Source organism: Paraburkholderia sp. 2C (genome assembly GCF_054589215.1).
This window is the reverse complement of sequence record NZ_BAAILL010000050.1, coordinates 266,150-286,334: the sequence shown is the minus strand read 5'-3', so window position 1 is coordinate 286,334 and position 20,185 is coordinate 266,150. Positions and strand designations below refer to the sequence as shown.

The following is a 20,185-nucleotide window of genomic DNA, read 5'->3' as shown; positions in this document are numbered from 1 at the left end:
GGAGCCGGAAGTCGGCGCGAAGGCGCGCAACGTTGCGCGCGCAACCGGCTTGATCGAAGAGGCGCATGCGCGCGGCGCGCGTCTGATCGTGCTGCCGGAACTGTGCAATTCGGGCTATGTGTTCGAGACGCGCGAAGAAGCGTTTGCGCTGTCCGAGACGCTCGCCGACGGCGAGACGATACGCGCATGGGCAGCCATTGCCGCGCGCCTGAACGTGACGCTCGTCGCCGGCTATGCGGAACGCGACGGCGACGTGCTCTATAACTCGGCGGCGATCGTCGGTCCGCGGGGCGTGCTCGGCAATTACCGCAAGCTGCATCTGTGGGGCGACGAGAATCTGTTTTTCGAGCCCGGCAATCTCGGCGTGCCGGTCTTTCATACGCCGTTTGGCCGCGTCGCGTGCGCGATCTGCTACGACATCTGGTTTCCCGAGGTTTTCCGGCTCGCGGCGAACGGCGGCGCCGACATTCTGTGTGTGCCGACCAACTGGGTACCGATGCCCGCCCAACCGGCCGGCCTGCCGGTGATGGCGAATCTGCTCGCGATGAGCGGCGCGCATTCGAACGGGCTGTTCGTCGCCGCGGCGGATCGCGTGGGCAACGAGCGCGGCCAGCCGTTTCTCGGCTGCAGCGTGATCGTCGACGCGCATGGCTGGCCGGTTGCGGGCCCGGCGAGCGCGACCGACGAGGAGATTCTGGTCGCGCAGGTGAATCTTGCCGATGCGCGCCGGCATCGCCAGCTCAATGCGTTCAACCATGTATTGCGCGATCGCCGGCCGGAGGTATATGGGTTAGCGCGCGAAGGATGATGACGCGTGGCCCGGCGCGATTCGCTACACTGGAGCGAGTCGAACGCATCAGGGGAGACGTCATCGATGGCAGCGCGCAAACCGGCCGCGAAGGCGGCGAAATCAACGACGGCTGCTGCGAAAGCACCGGCGAAACGCGCTTCGGGCGCGGCGGGTAAGACGGCGGATGGGGCGGTGGCCGGGAAGGTAGCGGCCACGACGACAGCGGCCGCGAAGTCGGCCGCTAAAAAGGCGCCCGGTACGAAAGTAGCCGCGAGGCAGGTGCCGGATATAAAGGCGCCGGCCAGGAAAACATCGGCCGCAAAAGTGCTTGCCGTGAAAGCGCCTGCCGCGAAAGCGCCTGCGAAGAAGACAACGGCAGCAAACGCGCCTGCGAAGAAGACAACGGCTGCAAAAGCGCCCGCGAAGAAGACAACGGCCGCGAAGGCGCCTGCGACAAAGGCCACTGCCCGCAAACCCGCGCCTACACCAGACGCCCGATCCGCCACCGCAAAGCCTGCCGCTGGCGCGGCGCCGACAACCTCCACCATCCGCGTCGGCATTGGCGGCTGGACCTTCGCGCCGTGGCGCGGCGTCTTCTACCCCGAAGACCTCGCGCAGAAACGCGAGCTCGAATACGCGAGCCGCCAACTCACGTCCATCGAAATCAACGGGACGTTCTACGGATCGCAGAAGCCCGAATCGTTCGCGAAGTGGCACGACGAGACACCCGAAAACTTCATCTTCTCGCTGAAAGCGCCGCGTTTCGCGACACATCGCCGCATTCTTGCGGAAGCGGGCGAGTCGATCGAACGTTTTATCGCAAGCGGCGTGCTCGAACTGAAGAGCAAGCTCGGGCCGATCAACTGGCAGTTCGCGCCGACCAAGCAGTTCGACGAACAGGACTTCGACGCATTTCTCTCGCTGCTGCCGAAAGAGTCCGGCGGCCGCGCGCTGCGTCACGCGGTCGAGGTGCGGCACGAGAGCTTTCGCAACGAGGCCTTTGTCGCGCTGGCACGCAAGCATGGCGTGGCCATCGTCATGGCGGGCGATTCCAGATACCTGCAGATCGCCGATGTCACCGCGCCGTTCGTCTACGCACGCATCATGGGCACGTCCGACGCGTCCGGGCAAGGCTACGATGACGCGGCACTCGATCTGTGGGTCGCGCGGATGAAAACGTGGGCGTCGGGCGGCCAGCCGGCCGGCCTCGAAACCGTCGCGAAACCAGCCGACGCCGGCAAAGGCCCGCGCGATGTGTTCCTGTATGTGATCAGCGGTTTCAAGGAGCACAACCCGGCAGCCGGCATCGCGCTGATCGAGCGCCTGAAACGCGGCTGAAACGGCGCTTGAGACCACACCTGACACCGCGCTCGAGACCGGGCTTGAGACCACACCTGAGACCGCAGTTGAAACAATCTGCGGCCGCGTCGAGTCGAAGCCGTCACCGATGCATCGATGACCGATCGATGCGATGACGCATCCCCCGTAACCGCGGCGAAGCCTTATGTTCTGGAAAACGAAAGAATTCACTGGCGCGCGCAAGCGCATGACCGTATCCGCACTGTGCACCGCTGCGCTGCTTGTCACGCAGAGCGCGTTTGCCCACGTATTCCCGGCGACGCAGGAGCCGGCATCGGGCGCAACGGTGTCGGCACCCGCGCAAGTCAGGATCACCTTCGACGGTCCGCTCGAACCTGCATTCTCGACACTGACGGTCACCGACGCGGCCGGCAAGCCGGTGACGACCAGCAAGGCGAGCGTCGACGCGCATCAGCACGCTGTGATCAGCGTGCCGTTGTCCGAGCTTGCCGCCGGACAGTACACCGTGCATTGGGTCGCCGTCGCATCCGATGGGCACCGCACACACGGCGACTACACGTTCGACGTGAAATAGCCGTGACAGATCGCCATCGTCCTTAAACCGGTATCGCGGAAAGCGGCGGCAAGCCGGCCGCATCGCGCAGCCGCTGGCAATCCGGATTGGGCGAGCCGTCGTCGGCCCAGACACGGAATTCGCGGCACGGCGAGGGCCGCTGCGCATAAATCGCGCAATGGATACCGGGTTGTCCCACTTCGCCGCGCAATGCGATGCAGCGGCCATACCCCGCTTCAGTGCCCTTCATGCAAACGATATACGGGTTCACGCGGCTCACGAGTTCGTCGGGCACCGTGCCGCCCGCGCCGGCCATTTCGCCCATATACATCGATACACGAAAGTACTGGCAGCACGCGCCGCAAGAAAGGCACGGATTAGCGCCGTCGTTCGCCATATCGGCAAAGATCCGATTATCGTCCTGTATATCAAGCATTTGAATGGCGTGATTACTTTGCATTTGAAAAACCGTCAAAAATCTGCTTTGTCGATAGCGAAAAAGTTTATTGCGTTTAACGCGGTTGCGGCGCAGCTTTGCCGCAAAACCTGTGGCGATAAATCTAAAAACCCTGCAAACAAGGGCCTTTGGCAGAATGTAACGCACTGCGGCGCCGACGCGACACACGCCTGTCGGTCAAGTCAGCTTAATGTTTTGCTAAGAATCCACTGCTAGTATTCACTTGCGGATTCATTTGCCGCGACATATTTTATTTGAAAGAAATAATTATCGGTTTCGTAAGGACGGCTGTGCCGCGACCTGACGGAATCGCACAAGTTCTTTTGCGCGCGTTGTAGCCAGATCGATGAAACAAACAATGCTTGAGACACCCTGCACCTGCCTTTCGGCTGACGGTGCACTGCTCCGTTTCCAGCCACGCGATCACCATCGCGGTTGCGGTTCCTCGCGTCGGAAACCGGAGCGCCCCATTCGGCCTGGAGGCTCGACTGCGCTTGGTTTGCGCGAGGTCGATGCACGTGCGTCTTTATTTGGATAACCTTTTTTCCGACGCCGGTAACATCTGCGCTTCACACGCCAACCTTACGCTCGCATTCGATGACATTGAGCGGAGTGCCTCCAATGTTAAACAGACCAATTAGTCCAAGCATGTCTTGTCTGTCGACGTTATCGCCCAGTCGGCGATTCTCCGGGGAGGCTCGGGTTCGATGACCGCGAACTGGACGTCTTATGCGCAATGGCTTCTCGCGGCGATCTGCTGCGGCGCGACGGTCTATGCAGGATTTGCGGCCGGTCTGCTGCGACGCACGGCGCGCAGGCCCTCACGTAAACGGCAGGCACGGCCGGCGGTGCCTGAAGCGATCGGCGCGGTCAGCATTTTGAAACCGTTATGCGGCGCAGAGCCGCGGCTCTACGAGAACCTCGCGTCGTTCTGCGAGCAGACGCATCCATGTTTTCAGTTGCTGTTCGGCGTCTCGTCCGCGCACGATCCGGCAATCGGCGTCGTGCGCAGGTTGCAGGCCGCGTATCCGCATTGCGATATCGCGCTCGTCGTCGATGGGCGCGTGCACGGCAGCAATCTGAAAGTCAGTAATCTGATGAATCTGGCCGAGCACGCACGATACGATCTGCTCGTCGTGGCGGACAGCGATATCGCCGTTGCGCCCGACTATCTGCAGCAGGTCTGCGCGCCGCTCGCCGACCCGCGCAACGGGGTGGTGACGTGCCTGTATCGTGCCACCGGCATCAAGGGATTCTGGTCGCGCGTCGGCGCGCTTTTCGTCAACGAATGGTTTCTGCCGTCGGTGCTCGTTGCGCATGCAACCGGTTCGCGCGAGTTCGGCTTTGGCGCGACGCTCGCGCTGCGCCGCGATACGTTCGAGAGAATCGGCGGCTTCGAGCCGTTGAAGGATTGCCTCGCCGACGACTACTGGCTGGCCGGGCACGTGCGCAAGCTGGGCTTGCGCACGGTTTTGTCCAAAGTGATTGTTGCGACCGACGTGATCGAGACGGGCCTCGTCGCGCTCTGGCATCGCGAAACGCGCTGGCTGCGTACGATCCGTTCGGTCAATCCGGCGGGCTTCGCGTTCCTGTTCGTGACATTCACGTCGCCGTGGCTGCTGCTCGGTGCGCGGCTCGCAGGCGCCTTTCATGCAGAGGGAACGCAACCGGTCGCCGCGATGGCGATGACGGCGATCACGCTCGCCGGCTGCCTCGCGCGGCTGTCGATGCATATTCACGCGACACGCAACGGGCGCACGTTCTGGCGCGACCTGCCGCTCGTCCCCTTGCGCGATGCATTGCTGATGTTACAGTGGCTCGCCGGTGCGTTTGGATCTTACGTGATCTGGCGCGGCGCGCGGGTTCCCGTCACCACGCGGACCGAGGCAAGCGGAGCGACCAAGCTGGATGCGGTCGAAGTGCTCGAAGTCTCCGATGGCCGATAAACGTTAAGCGTGCAAATATCTGATAATTCCATGACTGAACGCAACGCCGGCACATTGCACGGCGGAGGGAACGCGAAAATGAGCACAAAAATGAGCACGGACATGAGCATGAAGACATTGTTCTTGCAGGCGCCGTCGTATGACGGATTCGATGGCGGCGCGGGGTCGCGTTACCAGGCGAAGCGCGAGATCCGCTCATTCTGGTATCCGACGTGGCTCGCCCAGCCGGCCGCGCTCGTGCCCGGCAGCCGCGTGCTCGACGCGCCGGCCGACGGCCTCTCGGTCAAGGAAACGCTGCAGATCGCGGAGCAGTACGACCTCGTCATCATTCACACGAGCACGCCGTCGTTTCCCACCGATGCTCTCTTTGCCGAAGACCTCAAGAAGCACAAGCCGTCGATCGTCGTCGGCATGGTCGGCGCGAAGGTGCAGGTCGATCCGCACAACTCGCTCGCCGCGACCGAGGCGATCGATTTCGTCTGCCGCGAGGAATTCGACTTCACCTGCAAGGAACTCGCCGAAGGCAAGCCGTTCGCGGAAATCAAGGGCCTGTCGTGGCGCGCGAAGGACGGCTCGATCGAACACAACGAAACGCGTCCGGTCCTCGAGGACATGGACTCGCTGCCGTTCGTCGCCCCCATTTACAAGCGCGATCTGAAGATCGACAACTACTTCATCGGTTACCTGAACTACCCGTACGTGTCGCTTTATACGGGCCGCGGCTGCAAGTCGCGCTGCACGTTCTGCCTGTGGCCGCAAACCGTGAGCGGCCATCGCTATCGCGTGCGTTCGGTCGAGAACGTGCTCGAGGAAGTCAAATGGATCCGCGACAACATGCCGGAAGTGAAGGAAGTCATGTTCGACGACGACACCTTCACCGACGACGCGCCGCGCGCCGAAGCGATCGCGCTCGGCCTCGGCAAGCTCGGCGTGACCTGGTCGTGCAACGCGAAGGCCAACGTGCCGTACAAGACGCTCAAGATCATGAAGGAGAACGGTCTGCGTCTGCTGCTCGTGGGTTTCGAATCGGGCGACGACCAGATTCTCGTCAACATCAAGAAGGGCGTGCGCACCGATTTCGCACGCCGTTTCAGCGCCGACTGCAAGAAGCTCGGCATCAAGATTCACGGCACCTTTATCCTCGGTCTGCCGGGCGAGACGCAGGAGACGATCCGCAAGACCATCGAGTACGCGAAGGAAATCAATCCGCACACCATTCAGGTGTCGCTCGCGGCGCCGTATCCGGGCACGACGCTCTATAAGCAGGCTGTCGAGAACGGCTGGATGGAAGAGAACAAGGTCATCAACCTCGTCAGCAAGGAAGGCGTGCAGCTGGCGGCGATCGGCTATCCGCACCTGTCGCGCGACGAGATCTATCACCACCTCGAGCAGTTCTACCGCGAGTTCTACTTCCGGCCGTCGAAAATCTGGGAGATCGTGCGAGAAATGCTGATGAGCTGGGAGATGATGAAGCGCCGTTTGCGTGAAGGCGTCGAGTTCTTCCGCTTCCTGAGGGCGCACGAGGCGTGACGTCCGCCATGCCAACGTCAGGCCGCGCGCTGATTCTGACCGCCGACGATTTCGGTCTGCATGAGCGCGTCAACGACGCGGTCGAGCGCGCGCATCGGCATGGCGTGCTGACCGCGGCGAGCCTGATGGTCGGCGCCCCGGCCGCGCGCGATGCGGTCGAGCGTGCGCGGCGTCTGCCGCAATTGCGCGTCGGTCTGCATCTGGTGCTGGCCGACGGCGCGGCCACCTTGCCGCGCAGCGAGATACCCGCGCTTGTCGATGCGCACGGCCGTTTCGGCGACAACATGGTGCGCGACGGTTTCCGTTTTTTCTTCCTGCCTCACGTGCGCGCGCAGCTGGCGCGTGAAATTCGCGCGCAGTTCGAAGCGTTCAAGGCGACCGGATTGCCGCTCGATCACGTCAACACGCACAAGCATTTCCATTTACACCCGACCGTGCTGTCGATCATTCTTCAGATCGGCCGCGACTACGGCATGCGTGCGATGCGGCTGCCGTACGAAGCGCATTCCCCTGCATGGATCCGCCCGTGGATGGCGAGCGTACGGGCGCGCCTGAAACGCGCGGGCATCGCGCACAACGATTACGTGGTCGGCATCGCGCATACGGGCGGCATGGACGAAGCCGTGCTGCTCGAGACGCTCGCGAATCTGCCGCACGGCGTCGGCGAAATCTACTGCCATCCGGCGACGGCGGGCGAGGGCGCGCTGTCCGGCGGCATGCGCAGCTATCGCCATGCCGATGAACTGAAGGCACTGCTGTCGCCGCGTGTCGCGGCGGCGCTCCGCGCAGCGGGCGCCACACGCGGCGGCTTTAGCGATGTGTTCGGCGATCGATGGCCGGATGGCGCGTCGCATGGAGCGTCAGGCGGGGCGCAAAACAAGGCGCAAAACGGGACGGTGCTGTCATGAAGTGGCTGCGTTTCGTGGGCTGGCCGGTCGGCATCGCGATTCTGATCGCGCTGACGCTGCATCTGCGCGTCGGCGACGCGATCCAGATGATCCGGCAGGCCGGCTGGGCTTTGCTGCTGCTCGTGCCGCTGCATCTGCTGCCGCTGCTGCTCGACGCGCAGGCGTGGCGGCTGTTGCTCGACCGGCGTGCAACGCTTGGCTTCCTGCTATGGGTCGCGACGGTGCGCGAAGCGGTGAACCGCTTGCTGCCCGTGGTGGGGATCGGCGGCGAAGTGATTGGCATCCGGCTTGCCCAATGGCGGGTTGCCGACGGAAGCTTCGTGAGCGCGAGCGTGATCGTCGAAGTGATCGTGACGCTGGCGGTGCAGTACGCGTTCTCGGCGATCGGCATCGTGCTGATCGTCGCGTCCGCGCAATCGTCGGGCGCCTGGCATGCGATTACGCTCGGCCTGCTGCTCTCGTTGCCGCTGCCGGCCGCGGCCATTGTCTTCTTGCGGCGCGGCGGCATTTTTCATGCGATCGAGCGCTGGGCGGGGCGGCTGTTCGGCGAGTCGCATCCGCTGTTGCAACGTATCGACGGCAAGCGTCTCGATGCCGACATCGACGCGTTGATGGTGCGCTCGGGCCTGCTGCTGCGCGCCTTCCTGTGGCAGCTCGCCGGCTATGTGCTCGGTGCGCTCGAGGCGTATGTCGCGCTTGCGCTGCTCGGCCATCCGGTGTCGGTCGGCGGCGCGGTCGCGATCGAGGCGATCACGCAGGCGGTGCGGCACGCGGCGTTCTTCGTGCCGTCGGGTCTTGGCGTGCAGGAGGCGTCGGTCGTGCTGCTTGCGCAGATGTTCGGGGTCAGTCACGACGCGGCGTTATCGCTTGCGTTCGTCAAGCGGATCCGCGAGGTGATCTTCGGCTGTCTCGCGCTGATCTCGTGGCAAGGCGCGGAAATGCTGCGGCGTATGGAAGACGAGCGGCAAGGGCGGCTCAGCGCGTCGGCGCCGGTTGCGAAAGCGCGTGTCGAGCGGCCCAATCCGGTGACGTCGGAAAGCTGAGCCGCGCTTAACTGCGCTGACTTGCCTGCGCCGAGCTGCGCTCACAACTCGAGCCGCGCAACATACCCCGTGAGTTCCAGATAGCCGCGTGCGAGCGGCTTCTTCTGCGCTTCGGTTGAACTGGCGGCGGCCGCCGCCGTAGCGGCCGTTGCGTTTTCGCTTCGCGTCGCCGGCGCGGCCGTCACCGTCACCGCGCCTTCCCAATACACCGCGCCCGTGCTCGCACGGCTATCCACTTCCTGATCGTCGAAAAGCGGTGTCAGCGTCAGATGCAGATCGCCCGCATCGACGCGCATCGCCACCGGATAGCGCGCATCGGTATGCGGCGAGCGCCACCAGCGCAGCGGCGTGAACACGACGTCCCCCGGCGCCAGTTCGCGCGACGAACCGTCCGCTTGCCGCAGCGTGCCGCCTACCCAGAACTTGCGCCCGGCCTTGTCGCGAATCTGGAAGGCCATCAGCGCGGCGCCGTCGTCGAAATTGAGGCCGATCCAGTCCCAGCCGATTGCCTCATCCGCGAGATACGCCGACGACCATTCATGATCGAGCCACGCCATGCCTTGCACCGGCTCGGCCTTGCCGCCCGAGGCGCGGTGTCGCGTGAGCAGGCCGGTCACGTGCAGTGCGGGTTCGCTGTAGTAGTAGCTCGCCTCGCTCGCAAGCGGCCCCTTGCGGCTATAGCCTTGCGCGCCGTTGAGCAGCACGCGCTGCGTCGGCTGCATCGTAAAGGCCATCACAAAGTTCGCGGCGTCGATGTCGACCTTGTACGCGCCGTCGTGTGCGTCGCGCACCAGCGACCATGCGCCGATCTGCACGCTCGTGTCGGCTTCGCTCGCCTGCGCGAGGCCGAAGCCGCTGCGCGCCGAGCGCTGATCGTGCTGCAGCGCGCCGGCTTGCGGATCGCTGAGCGCGACATTCGCGAATAGCAGCTGATGCGGCGCGAACCGGCTTGGATTCGCGTCGTCGAGCGCGGGCCGCGAGCGGAAGAACGTCACCTGAAAGCCGAGCGCGGTGCGATCGGCGGTGTAGAGCCAGCCCGTCGCGTACCACCATTCGGTGCGGTACTGCGGATGCGCGCCGAAATCGCGCGGGAACACGAGCGTGCGGCCCGCGGTGACAGGCGGATAGTCGGGTTCTTTCGCCGACGCGCGCTGCGGCCGCATCAGCGGCAACGAGGCAGCAAGCGGAACAAGCCGAACCAGCGGCCTGAGCGCCGCCACCGGCAGCAGGCAAGCCAGCGCGCGAGGTAATGCGAGAAAGGTGCGTCGTTTCATCGTCATCGGCTTACCAGTCGTCTCGCACTGCGCGCACCGCATCGACCGATAGCGCGGACCTCGCGCTCCACAACGCGGTGAGCGCCGCGGCGAGTATCACCGCTGCGGCGAGCGTCAGCACGAGTGCCCACGGCATATGCAAGCTCATCGTCCAGTGAAACGACTGCGGATTCACGACATAGACGAGCACCGCTGCGATGCCCGTGCCGAGCAGGAGCCCCGACGCGACGCCGACGAGCGCGACGAGCGCGCCTTCGATCACGAGCAGCGCGGCGATCTGCCCGCGCGTGACGCCGATATGACGCAGCACGCCGAACTCGCGCGTGCGCGACAACGCCTGCGCGCCGAAGCTCGCGCCGATGCCGAACAGGCCGATCAGCACCGCGACCGCTTCGAGCAGATACGTCACCGCGAAACTGCGATCGAAAATCTTGAGGCTTGCCGCGCGAATCTCGCCCGGTTCGGAGAACGTGAGCCGTTCGCCGCCCGCGACGCGCGCGCGTAGGCGCTCAACCGCCTGCGCGGCGGACACGCCGGATGCGGGCCACAGGGCGGCGTCGCTTGCGCGCGTGTCGTTTGCGATTGCCCGGTAGTCCGCTTCGTCGATGACCACCGCGCCGAATTGCCGCGCGTAATCGCGCCAGATGCCGGCGACCGTGAAGGTCGCGGCGTGCCCGCCGACCGGCAATGTAACGCGATTGCCCACCTGCAGACGATACAGATCGGCCATCGCCTCGCTGACCCACGCGAGCCGCTCGGCATGGTCGTGAGGAACCAGCGGCGTGCCCGTCAGCGGCAAGCGCGCGGCCGGATCACGCGGGTCGATCGGGCGTGCGATCAGTGCGACCGGCGGCAGGTGCGTATCGAGCGTGATCTGCGTGGCGCGCAGAAATTCGGCGCGCGCGATGCCGGGTGTCGACGCGATCGCGGCCTGATCGGCGGCGGATAGAAAGCCGCTGTCGCCGGCCGGCGCCGCGCGCAGATAGAGCGGCGCGGGCAACAGCAGTTGCAGCCAGTCGTCCACGGCGATGCGGAAGCTCGACACCATGATCGCCATCGCCACCATCAGGCTGAAGCTCGCGACAATGCCGGCCAGCCCGATCGCCGCGCGCCCCGGCGCGTGCGCGAGCTGCGCGAGCGCAAGTTGCGGCAGCGCATGCTGCGTGCGCGGCAACGCATCGAATACGGTGCGCGCGATAGTCGGCATCGTGAGCACGCCGCCGATCAGCAGCAACGCGACGGACGCGTAACCGAACAGCGGCAGACCATTGACGGCCGGCAGCCGCGCGGTCGCGATACCGGCGCCGATTGCCGCGAGCGCGCCGATCAGCGTGCGCGCTCGATGCAGCTTCCTGAGGCTCGTTTCTTCGTCGCCGGCTTTCAGCGCTTGTGCAGGCTGTGCGCGCGCCGCTTCGAGCGCCGGCGCGACGCTGCCGAGCACCGCGGCGCCGATGCCGAGCGCGACGAACAGGCACGCGGCCGCGCCGTCGAAATGCACCTGTGGGTGCACGCCTTCGAAGTAGCCGCCGCCCAGATCGCCGCCGGCGAAATGGAGCACGGCGGCCGCCACCGCATAGCCGAGCGCGACGCCGATCAGCGCGCCGATGACGCCTTGCACGGCGCCTTCCGCGACAATCAGCCCGACCACACCACGGCGCGTCACGCCGAGCGCGCGCAGCAGGGCGAATTGCGTGCGGCGCCGCAGCGCGCCGAGCGCCTGGATCGTGAACACGAGAAACGCGCCGGTGAACAGGGCGACAAGCGCGAGCACATTCAGATTCGCGCGATACGCGCGCGACAGTTGCGAGGTGCGATGGGCGTTGTCGTTTGGTGAGACGGCCGCGACGCCGGCCGGCAATTGCGCCGCGATGTGCTGTGCAAAGCGTGCGGCGTCGATGCCGGCCTTCAGCTTGATATCGATGCGTTGCAGCGTGCCGAGCCGATCGAGCCGCCACTGCGCGGCGCCGATGTCCATCACGCCGACGCGCACGCTCGTGCCCGACGCGGGCAGCGTGCCCGCGATGCGCAGCGCCACTTGCCGCAGGCCGACCTGCACCGTCAACGTGTCGCCGATCGTGCGGCCGCTCCATGCGAGCGCGGCGGGCGACAGAAATACCGTGTCCGGTGCGAGCAGATCGAGCCGGTTTCCGCCCGGGTGGCCGTCTATCGAATCGACGCGCCCGACCAGGTCCGGCGTGACGCCGCCTGCACGAAACACGTCGACGCCGAGCAGCTTCAACGCATCGCTGTGCCCCGCGACGCGCGCATCGACTTCGACGACGGGGCTCGCCACGGCGACTTCGGGCAGGCGCGCGATGCGCGAATACAGCGATTCGTCGAAGCCGTTGCGTGGGCCGCGGATCGTCAGATCGGCGTCGCCCGTCAGCGAGTTGACGGTTGACGCGAGCTCGGTCAGTGCCGCGCCATTGATCAGCTGCACCGCATAGCCCATCGCAACGCCCGCCGCGATTGCGAGCACCGCGACGAGCGCGCGCAACGGATGGCCGCGGCTTTCGCCCGCGATCAGCGCCGCCGCGGTCGACAGGATCGCGCGCGCGGAAATGGACCGCATAGCGGATGCGCCCGATAAGCGTGGCCGGAGGTCGGCGGTGGTCATCGCGCGCGGCTCATAACGTGCGCTCCGCAGGCGGCAGATGCAGCGGCGCGTGCGGCGCGAGCCCATCGCGCGTCAAACGCAACACACGATCCGCGCTTGCCGCGGCCGCCGCGGAATGCGTGACGAGCAACACCGCGGCGCGCGACTCGCGCGTCATATCGAGCAGCAACTGCAGGACGCGCGCGGCGGTGTCGTGGTCGAGATTGCCGGTCGGTTCGTCGGCCAGCACAAGGCTCGGCCGATGGACGACTGCGCGCGCGATCGCGATGCGCTGCAGTTCGCCGCCCGACAGCTCGCGCGGCAGCGTGTCCGCGCGATCCGCGAGTCCGACCGATGCGAGTGCGGCCGCGACGCGCGCGGCGACGTCGGCGACGGGCACGCCATTCAACCGCAACGGCAACGCGACATTCTGCGCGGCGGTGAGATTCGGCAGCACGTGAAACGCCTGAAAGACGAAGCCCATTCGCGCACGGCGCAGCCGCGTCGCGCGGTCGTCGTCGAGCGTGGCGAGATTCGCGCCGTCGAACACGATTTGCCCGGCATCGGGCTTGTCGAGGCCCGCCGCGAGGTTGAGCAGCGTCGATTTGCCGCTGCCCGACTCGCCGACGATCGCGACGCACTCGCCTTCCCGCAGGTCGAGCGATATGCCGTTCAACACGGTGCGCGGCGGATGGCCCGGATAGCGCTTGATGACATTCGACAGGCTCAGCATCGGATCCCGGTTCAGACCGGTCGCTTGAGTAATGGGCATGACGTGCGGCGAGTGGCCGGTTCAGGTGTGTCGGGTTGTTGCGCGCAAGAAGTCAGCGGAACAGAATAATCGGGCTCCCTGGCAGCGGCCGAAGCCGGACAGAACGCTCGGACAGCGCGGAACGAGGCACGCGAAGTAGATCACAGCCTGGGTCACAGCGTGGACCACAGCGCCGATCACAGCGTGACTTGCAGCGCGGCGCGCGGCGGGAGCACGGCGCGGACGTCGCGCGGCCATGGCGCGCTCGCCGCACACATCGCGATGCATCGTGAGTACAGGAGGCGGTATGCGCATACTGGTCGTCGGAGCGACAGGGCTCCTCGGTAAGGAAATCATCCAGTTGTTGTCTCCGAAGCATGACGTGATCGGCGCGAGCCGTAACGGTCCGGCACTGAAAGTCGACCTGTCGGACCAAGGGTCGATTGTCGCGATGTACGACGACGCGGGGCCGCTCGACGCGGTGATCTGTGTGGGCGGGACAGCAAAATTCGCGCCGCTCGACGAGCTACAGGATAGCGATTTTGCCTTCAGTCTCGCTAACAAATTGATGGGCCAGGTGAATCTGGTGCGCTGCGGCACGCGGAAGATCAACCCGGGCGGCTCGATCACCTTGACGAGCGGCACGCTCGCGCAGCATCCGATGCCGGGCGGCGCCGCGATCAGTCTCGTCAACGCGGGCGTCGAAGCGTTTGCGCGCGCGGCGGCACTCGAATTGCGCGGCATGCTGCGCGTCAACGTCGTGAGTCCGGGATGGGTGGCCGAATCGCTGCAACTGATGGGACGCGATGCGTCGGACGCCGTGCGCGCGTCGGTTGTCGCGCAGGCGTATCGCAAGTGCGTCGAAGAAAACCTCACCGGGCAGATTGTGACGGCGGCACGCTGACGGCCGGGCCCGCCTGCGCCGGCCGCGGCGCGCGCGCCGTGCGGATTGTGCCGGTGGTGCTGGCGGTGGCGGAGGTGCCGGTTGCGCGAGCGCGCGTGCCTCACGCATCGGTCGAATGCGGACCACGGAGCAAGCGTGATGAATGGGCTCGCGGACGCCGTACTCGTCGTGCATGCCGCGCTCGTACTGTTTATCGTCGGCGGGCTGCTTGCGATCTGGCTTGGCGCGGGGTTCAACTGGCGCTGGGTGCGTGGCCGTGCGTTTCGTGGCGTGCATCTTGCGGCGATCGGCGTCGTCGCGTTGCTCGCGCTGCTCGGTGTCGCGTGCCCGCTGACGGTGCTCGAAGATGCGCTGCGCCGCGACGCAGGCGCGACGCAAGGCTTCGTGCAGCGCTGGGTGGGCCGCCTGCTGTATTACGAATTACCTGCGTGGGTTTTTACGGTCGCCTATGTCGCCTTCGCGGCGCTGGTTGCGCTGACATGGCGGCTCGTGCCGCCGGGCAGGAACGCGGTGTGCAAAACAGCACCGGCAGACGCAAACTCTCAATGGAATGCTTTTCGGGAGGTCATCATGAAATCTGAGGGCGGCAACGGCAATCTGCGCGCGTTCGTGCAGACCGCGGAGCGTGCGGGCGGGTTCGTGTGGGTGATCGCGCTGGTCGATTTCGACGCGAAAAACGTGCGCCGCGCACTGGTCTCCGACGATTCGTTCAGCACGGCGGCCGCGGCGAAGGACGCGGGCGAGGCGCGTCTTGCGGGAATGACCGGGGACCGCTGAGTCGGACCCGCCGGGACAGGAAGTTCACACTTCGCCTACACCTGGTAGCGCGCCGACTGCGTGCGCCGCTCGGCCAGCAGTTTCAGCGCTTCGCCGGCGCTCATACGGGTGCTGTGGAGATTGCGCGCATCGAGCACGAGCACCTCGAACAGTGCGCGGTCGTCTTCGGCGCCGCGCTGGTAATGCTCGGCGGTGTCCAGCAGCAACTGCAACATGGTCTGCTGGCTAAGGCGCGCTTCGTTGCTCGCCGGCGGTGCGCGAAGGATCGTCGCGGCGATGGAGACGAGCGTTCGAAACTGATTGACCGTCTGGTCGCAGTATTCGAAAGCCGATAGCGCGGCTGCGGGGTACGACGAATGTTCGCGTTCCGCCAGGGCCCGGGCTGTGCGGCGAGGCTTGCGTCGGGACGCGGCGCGTGCGTGCACCACGAAGCGTCCGACGCCGAGATCTGCGGCGCGCTCGAGCGGCCTGGTTGGCGTAGTGTTGCGGGTCATGTTGCGTCCTCCCTCGTTCGATGAAAACCCACAACCTTGAAGGGAAGGCGAGCGGGCACGGTAGCGAGGCTGGCAGACCGGAAGCATGAAGGAACCGGTAGACCCGGAGGTCTCCTCGCCACGGCCCGCCCATTGAGATACAGACGTGCAGCGGCTGCCGCGGTCGCTGCTTGCGCAGGATTCGCGGGTTCGATGCTGATCAGGCTGCCAGACCCATCCGTCGCTGTTTCGACGGCAAGGCAGAGTATAGAGTGGCGCAGGGCGCCGTGGATCAATTGTTCAGGCTATAAGCAGGCGACGAACAGGCTATAGTCAGGAACCCGATTCAATCCGTCATCCGCGCTTTAACAGCAGCTTTCCCGCCGACACATAATGCCGCGGATGCACGGCGGCATGCTGTGCGGCGACGTGCAAATCGCGCAGGCGGCGCTGCAGCGGCGAGTTGTCGTAAATCGCCGCGCCGCCGCCTAGCGTGAAGCATGCGTCGCCGATCTGCACGCAGGCCCTCGCAATCCACACTGCTGCCTGGGCGGCCTGCGCATACAGCACGTCGTCGTTCAACGTGCCTTCGAGCGCGTGATGCCACAGCACGCGAACCTGCGCATCGTGCAAGGCGCGCGCTGCGCGCAGGTCCGCTTCGATACGTCCGAGATCGTGCAGTAAAATTTCCGAATCGCGCATCGCCGTCGCGACGCGAAATTGCTGGCGGCCCGTATTCGCGAGCGCAACGAGTGCATCGAGTGCGCCTTCGGCCATGCCGACCATGGCCGCCGATCCCATCGGCGCGAGCAGGGGCCCCACTGCCTGGTAAAGCGGCCCCGCCACGCACGATTCACCGTTGATGTGATCGAACAGATGGCTCGCGGGAACAGGTGCATTCGTCAGCGAAATATGATGGCTGCCGGTGCCTTCGAGCCCCGCAACGCTCCACGTATCTTCAATGCGCCACGCGCCGGCCGGCAGCATCATGCCGCGCATCGCCGGTGGTCCGCTCGCGCCGTGTGTGCCGCTTGCCGGTTGGCCGTTCGCCATGAGGACGCCGATGCCGAACATCCAGTCCGCGTGCATGCAGCCGCTCGCAAACGACCAGCGTCCGCTGCCGCGCCAGCCGTCGGCCGTTTCCTCGAGCGTGCCGGTAGGCTGCACCGCGCCCGCGATGATCACATCCGGGCCGCGGCTGTACATCGCGTCGAATGCCGTGCGCGGCAAGCGCGTGGCAAAAAGCGGCGCCGTCGAGCCGATGCCGGCGAGCCATCCGATCGAACTGTCGATGCGGCTGAGCGCACTGACCACCGCCATCGCGCTTTCGATATCGAGTTCAAGGCCGCCGTGGCTGCGCGGCACATACATGCGGAACACGCCGATCGAGCGCATCGTCTGCACGACATCGGCGGGCAGGCGGCGTTCCGCTTCGATCTGCGCGGCGCGTGAGGCGAGGTCTGACGAAACATCCCGGATGTCGGAAAGCATGCGTTGCGCAACGTCGTTCATCGAATGCTCCTGCTCGTGGCTTTCATCAAAAGAACATTCACCGCGTATCCGCTATTCCGTTTCGAAAGCGCAATCTGCTTTCGATTGTATTTTTTATGGAATAGACGAGTCACGAAAACGTCTACGTTACTTCTCGACCAGGCGAAGCAACGAGGTGTGACCGATGAACGATCGCATGAAATCGAATCAAGCCGCGCAGGACGATTTGTCGCCGCGCGTGCCGTCGAGCCTGCCGAAGGCGAGCGGGCTTTACTGGGGCGGCAAATGGCATACGCCGTCGGGCGCCGCGACGCTCGCCTGCATGAACCCGTCGACGGGCAAGCCGCTGCGCGACGTGTTGTGCGGCGGAACTGAAGAGGTCTCGGCCGCGGTGGCCGCCGCGCGTGCCGCGCGCGAAACGTGGGCGCGCACGCCGCCGCTCGAGCGGGCGCGCTGCCTGCGCGAGGCCGCGTCGCGCGTACTCGATCATGCACAGGAACTCGCGCTGATCGATGCGGCGAATTGCGGCAATCCGGTCAACGCGATGATGTTCGACGCGCAGGTCGGCGCGAAACTGCTCGACTACTTCGCGGGTCTTGTGCTCGAAATAAAGGGCGAAACGATACCGACATCGAACGGCTCATTGAATTACACGATGCGCGAGCCACGTGGCGTCGTCGCCCGTATCTTTCCGTTCAACCATCCGTTCATGTTTGCCGCAGGCAAGATCGCGGCCCCGCTTGCCGCGGGCAACACCGTGATCGTGAAGCCGCCCGAGCAGGCGCCGCTGTCGACCATTCGCCTGATGGAACTGCTCGAAGACGTGTTCCCGCCGGGCGTGCTCAATTGCGTGGTCGGCGGCCGCGATACCGGCGCCGCGCTCGCGAGCCACCCCGGTGTCGATGCGATCGCGCTGATCGGCAGCGTGCAGGCCGGCAAGGCCGTGTTGCGCGCGGCGGCCGATACGATGAAGCACACGGTGCTCGAACTGGGCGGCAAGAACGCGATGATCGTCTACCCGGACGCGCATGTCGACAAAGCCGTTGCGGGCGCGATCAAGGGGATGAATTTTGCGTGGTGCGGCCAGTCGTGCGGTTCGACAAGCCGGCTCTTTATTCACGATTCGATTCACGACCGCTTTGTCGACGCGCTCGTCAGGCAACTGCCGTCGCTCTATCGCCCGGGCATCGCCACCGACATGCGCACGTCGATGGGCGCGATGATCAACCGCACACAGTACGAGCGCACGCTGCACTACATCGACAAGGCGCACGAGCAAAAAGCGACGCTTGCGCTAGGCGGCAGACATCCGGCCGACCCGGCGCTCGCGAACGGCTTCTTTATCGAGCCGACCGTGTTTGTCGATGTCGAGCCCAGCATGGCGATTGCGCGCGAGGAAATCTTCGGACCGGTGCTGTCGGTGTTTCGCTGGCGCGACGAAACGGAGATGCTCGCGGCAGTCAACGGTCTCGAACTCGGCCTGACCGGCTCGGTGTGGACGCAAAACCTCGACACCGCGCACCGCGTCGCGGCGGCGATCGAATCGGGCTATGTGTGGATCAACGATACGTCGACGCACATTCTCGGTGCGCCGTTCGGCGGCTACAAGCAATCGGGACAGGGGCGCGAAGAGTCGAAGGACGAACTGCTCGAGTTCACGAAGCTGAAGAACGTCAATGTGCTGCTCGGAGGAAACTGAGGGTGCCGGCAGCTTTAAAGCCGCTTTAAAGGCGCTTTGAAGCGACGTTGAAACGCCAATGAAACGATTTTGTCAGCTTATCTAAAGCTTTATCGCGCGTTTGCAAAAGAAGCGTCACAAAAGAAAAAAGCGCGGCCAAAGCCGCGCAAATGCGTGGATATCCGCTGTCTACGGATATTGTGAAGCGACTGCACTCTAGCCGCTTCAATTTCTCGCGGCTATTCGTTCCGCGAAATTACCTATTCTATTTTCCGCAATGATCCCCGATGAGGCTTGATGAGGGTCGGGCGGATGTCCGTTTTCAGCTAAATCGACCGGAACATTCGCGGAAAAGACCTCTATTGTTTCTGTTTCTGTCGTTCTATATTGATGGAAGGGGAATAATGCGCGAATTGCCCGTGTCGTACATCCGAGACGTGTCTTTTTGCCATTTTTTACATTAATTCTTTGCACAGGTAGTCTGCGCTTCGCGTCCACTTAACTACAAGCGCAAGGAGAAATAATGAAACGCACGACCTCCCTCTCGGTCATTTCGCTGGCGATGCTAGGTGCCGCCGGGGCCGCGCACGCGCAAACGAGCGTCACCCTTTACGGCACGATCGACACGTCGATCACCTACGTGAACCATGCACAAGGCAGCCAGAACCTGTGGGCGCTCGGCAACTCCAGTAACGGCAACCTGTCCGGTACGCGTTGGGGCGTCAAGGGCAACGAAGATCTCGGCGGCGGTCTCGCGGCGATTTTCCAGTTGGAAAACGGTTTTAACCCGTCGACGGGCCAGCTTGGCCAGGGCAGCCGTCTGTTTGGCCGCCAGGCTTACGTCGGCCTGACGAGCACCCAGTTCGGCGCAGTGACGCTCGGCCGCCAGTACGATCCGCTGATCGACCTCGTGCAAGGCATCACCGAAGACAACTATTTCGGCAGCGCATTCGCAACGGCGGGCGACGTCGACAACTACGACAACAGCTTCCGCGTGAACAATGCGGTCAAGTACGCGTCGCCGGTGTGGTCGGGCTTCCAGTTCGAGACGATGTATGCGTTCGGCGGCATCGCCGGTACGACCGGCTCGGAGCAGTCGTACGCCGTCGCGGCAGCCTATAACACGGGCCCGTTCTCGTTGGCGGCCGGTTACTTCTATGCGTCGAACAGCCAGGCATCGGCTGCGGCTCGCACGACATTCACGAGCACGTCGGACGGCACGTTCGACGGTCCGATCAACTCGGGTTACGCAACCGCTCACTCGCTCGCTATCGCACGCGTGGCCGGCCAGTATGTGTTCGGTCCGTTCACGGTCGGCGCGGGCTACAGCAACGCGCAATACCGCCGCGACGATTCGTCGGTGTTCGGCGAGGACGAGAAGTACAACACGGGGCAGGGCTTCTTCAACTGGCAGGCTTCGCCCGCGATGCTGCTCGGCGTCGGCTATAGCTACACGAAGTCGACCGGCGATTCCTCGGCGACTTACCATCAGGTATCGATCGGCGCCGACTACTCGCTGTCGAAGCGCACCGATGTGTACATGACGGCGGCTTATCAGCACGCAAGCGGCGAAACGGGTGACGGCAACGGCGGAGTCATGCCGGCGCAAGCGTCGATCGGTTCGTACGGCTACGCAGGTACGTCGACGCAAACGATGGTCAACCTCGGCCTGCGTCACAAGTTCTAAATCGCGC

At 64.7% G+C, this 20,185-nt stretch carries 17 protein-coding genes and 1 pseudogene; 12 read left to right on the top strand and 6 right to left on the bottom strand.

Going from position 1 to position 20,185, the window contains the following annotated elements:
* The 3 genes from ACYPXD_RS28225 to ACYPXD_RS28215 form a co-directional block, all read left to right on the top strand.
* A partial coding sequence (locus ACYPXD_RS28225; RefSeq protein ID WP_459719312.1) for a nitrilase family protein occupies positions 1-808 on the top strand: 808 nt, incomplete at its 5' end.
* Between the two features lie 528 nt (positions 809-1,336).
* Positions 1,337-2,128: a DUF72 domain-containing protein gene (locus ACYPXD_RS28220; RefSeq protein WP_459719689.1), complete on the top strand. Its 792-nt coding sequence runs from the start codon at positions 1,337-1,339 to the stop codon at positions 2,126-2,128.
* 208 nt (positions 2,129-2,336) lie between these two features.
* Positions 2,337-2,684, top strand: coding sequence for a copper resistance CopC family protein (locus tag ACYPXD_RS28215; RefSeq protein ID WP_459719310.1), 348 nt, complete (start codon positions 2,337-2,339; stop codon positions 2,682-2,684).
* 22 nt (positions 2,685-2,706) lie between these two features.
* Here the strand turns inward: ACYPXD_RS28215 and ACYPXD_RS28210 are convergent, their stop codons facing one another.
* Complete coding sequence (locus ACYPXD_RS28210; protein WP_459719685.1) at positions 2,707-3,099, bottom strand: YkgJ family cysteine cluster protein; 393 nt, start codon at positions 3,097-3,099, stop codon at positions 2,707-2,709.
* Positions 3,100-3,827: 728 nt separating this feature from the next.
* Between ACYPXD_RS28210 and hpnI the strand changes: the two genes are divergently transcribed.
* From hpnI to ACYPXD_RS28190, 4 genes are all read left to right on the top strand, one after another.
* Positions 3,828-5,066: a bacteriohopanetetrol glucosamine biosynthesis glycosyltransferase HpnI gene (hpnI, locus tag ACYPXD_RS28205; protein WP_459719304.1), complete on the top strand. Its 1,239-nt coding sequence runs from the start codon at positions 3,828-3,830 to the stop codon at positions 5,064-5,066.
* Between the two features lie 90 nt (positions 5,067-5,156).
* Positions 5,157-6,596 carry a hopanoid biosynthesis associated radical SAM protein HpnJ gene (gene hpnJ, locus ACYPXD_RS28200; RefSeq protein WP_459719681.1) on the top strand — a complete coding sequence of 480 codons (1,440 nt, stop codon included), beginning with the start codon at positions 5,157-5,159 and terminating at the stop codon, positions 6,594-6,596.
* Between the two features lie 8 nt (positions 6,597-6,604).
* Positions 6,605-7,504, top strand: a complete 900-nt coding sequence (gene hpnK, locus ACYPXD_RS28195) for a hopanoid biosynthesis-associated protein HpnK (protein WP_459719300.1) — start codon at positions 6,605-6,607, stop codon at positions 7,502-7,504.
* Entirely contained in the window at positions 7,501-8,547 is a 1,047-nt protein-coding gene (locus tag ACYPXD_RS28190; protein WP_459719297.1) for a lysylphosphatidylglycerol synthase domain-containing protein, read from the top strand. The genes hpnK and ACYPXD_RS28190 overlap by 4 nt, the downstream gene beginning before the upstream one ends.
* 41 nt (positions 8,548-8,588) lie before the next feature.
* Here ACYPXD_RS28190 and ACYPXD_RS28185 read toward each other — a convergent pair whose 3' ends face one another.
* From ACYPXD_RS28185 to ACYPXD_RS28175, 3 genes are all read right to left on the bottom strand, one after another.
* Positions 8,589-9,710, bottom strand: a complete 1,122-nt coding sequence (locus ACYPXD_RS28185; RefSeq protein WP_459719678.1) for a lipocalin-like domain-containing protein — start codon at positions 9,708-9,710, stop codon at positions 8,589-8,591.
* 121 nt (positions 9,711-9,831) lie between these two features.
* Positions 9,832-12,393, bottom strand: a complete 2,562-nt coding sequence (locus ACYPXD_RS28180) for an FtsX-like permease family protein (RefSeq protein WP_459719294.1) — start codon at positions 12,391-12,393, stop codon at positions 9,832-9,834.
* Positions 12,394-12,448: 55 nt separating this feature from the next.
* Positions 12,449-13,150, bottom strand: a complete 702-nt coding sequence (locus ACYPXD_RS28175) for an ABC transporter ATP-binding protein (protein WP_459719674.1) — start codon at positions 13,148-13,150, stop codon at positions 12,449-12,451.
* A gap of 325 nt (positions 13,151-13,475) precedes the next feature.
* Between ACYPXD_RS28175 and ACYPXD_RS28170 the strand changes: the two genes are divergently transcribed.
* The 3 genes and pseudogenes from ACYPXD_RS28170 to ACYPXD_RS28160 all read left to right on the top strand — a co-directional run bounded on the left by ACYPXD_RS28170 (position 13,476) and on the right by ACYPXD_RS28160 (position 14,849).
* The gene (locus ACYPXD_RS28170) at positions 13,476-14,072 is read left to right on the top strand and encodes a short chain dehydrogenase (RefSeq protein ID WP_459719290.1); all 597 of its coding nucleotides are present in this window, start codon (positions 13,476-13,478) and stop codon (positions 14,070-14,072) included.
* A gap of 138 nt (positions 14,073-14,210) precedes the next feature.
* A pseudogene (locus ACYPXD_RS28165) lies at positions 14,211-14,567 on the top strand (DUF2784 domain-containing protein); the annotation flags it as partial.
* 75 nt (positions 14,568-14,642) lie between these two features.
* Entirely contained in the window at positions 14,643-14,849 is a 207-nt protein-coding gene (locus tag ACYPXD_RS28160) for a hypothetical protein (RefSeq protein WP_459719670.1), read from the top strand.
* Between the two features lie 35 nt (positions 14,850-14,884).
* Here the strand turns inward: ACYPXD_RS28160 and ACYPXD_RS28155 are convergent, their stop codons facing one another.
* Entirely contained in the window at positions 14,885-15,343 is a 459-nt protein-coding gene (locus ACYPXD_RS28155) for a hypothetical protein (RefSeq protein WP_459719286.1), read from the bottom strand.
* A 333-nt stretch (positions 15,344-15,676) separates the two neighbouring features.
* Positions 15,677-16,834, bottom strand: a complete 1,158-nt coding sequence (locus ACYPXD_RS28150) for an acyl-CoA dehydrogenase family protein (protein ID WP_459719283.1) — start codon at positions 16,832-16,834, stop codon at positions 15,677-15,679.
* A 175-nt stretch (positions 16,835-17,009) separates the two neighbouring features.
* On the opposite strand from ACYPXD_RS28150, the gene ACYPXD_RS28145 reads away from it, so the two are divergent.
* Together ACYPXD_RS28145 and ACYPXD_RS28140 are read left to right on the top strand one after the other, a co-directional pair.
* A complete protein-coding gene (locus tag ACYPXD_RS28145; RefSeq protein ID WP_459719280.1) occupies positions 17,010-18,512 on the top strand; it encodes an aldehyde dehydrogenase family protein in 1,503 nt (500 codons plus the stop codon).
* Positions 18,513-19,014: 502 nt separating this feature from the next.
* Positions 19,015-20,178 carry a porin gene (locus ACYPXD_RS28140; RefSeq protein WP_459719277.1) on the top strand — a complete coding sequence of 388 codons (1,164 nt, stop codon included), beginning with the start codon at positions 19,015-19,017 and terminating at the stop codon, positions 20,176-20,178.
* Positions 20,179-20,185 lie beyond the last annotated feature (7 nt).